The sequence below is a fragment of the Vibrio sp. D173a genome, assembly GCF_030248475.1.
In genome coordinates, this window is sequence record NZ_JAHGAH010001033.1 from 1 (window position 1) to 690 (window position 690).

Annotated in this window: 2 protein-coding genes; one reads left to right on the forward strand and one right to left on the reverse strand. The window is 38.6% G+C overall.

The window, feature by feature from the left end:
* The coding region (locus KIV40_RS31075; protein WP_285353153.1) for an Lrp/AsnC family transcriptional regulator at positions 1-162 on the reverse strand (162 nt) is incomplete at its 3' end.
* Positions 163-445: 283 nt separating this feature from the next.
* Between KIV40_RS31075 and KIV40_RS31080 the strand changes: the two genes are divergently transcribed.
* Complete coding sequence (locus KIV40_RS31080; RefSeq protein WP_285353151.1) at positions 446-616, forward strand: hypothetical protein; 171 nt, start codon at positions 446-448, stop codon at positions 614-616.
* The last annotated feature ends 74 nt before the right edge of the window (positions 617-690 follow it).

Genomic DNA, 690 nt, shown 5'->3' on the forward strand with positions numbered 1-690 from the left:
ACCGGTGATGTAGCCCTCTTTCTCTAGGCGCTTTAAACGATCCGAACAAGGGGAAGTGGTAAGGTTGACCTGCTTTGCCAATTCCACGACCGGCAGTCGACCTTTCATATGTAAGATTCGCAGTATCTCTTTATCGATACGATCTAATTGGTGTTGAGGCATAACATCTCTATAAACAGGCTCAATATGTGAAGAGTATATTCTATGCTTAGCGAAAACTTGCAAAACAAAGTTCACAGATTTTAAAACAGGTCGACAACACTATATTTACATGAAAGATATAAAGAATAAATCACATACCGGCAACTTATAAATCCTGTTTCAGACTGTTAATATTGTGTTATAAAAATGACCTTTTTAACAAATAAGTTGAGCTATAGAGAAAAGTATCTACTGAGGGCTGTGTGAATAATAGATGACACAGAGAGAAAGGATGACTCTATTTATGAAAACACAAGAAATCGCATACAAACCTTACGGCATTGGCTTATGGACTCGAGCAACCGTATCAAAAGACGTCGCACAAGCACTTGCAAATGAATACGCAAGTTATGGCTGGGAAGTAAAATTAGACGGCTTCCTCGTTGAACAAGAAAGCGTACAACAAGCCGCTTAAGCGATATCGAACCTCCTTATTGGAGGTTTTTTTATGCCTTTTCGCCATCAACTTGTCTTATTGTTGATAAGTGA

Bases quoted from the DNA above. Each gene is read 5' to 3' on its own strand.
- KIV40_RS31080 (WP_285353151.1), top strand. From the start codon at position 446: ATGAAAACACAAGAAATCGCATACAAACCTTACGGCATTGGCTTATGG.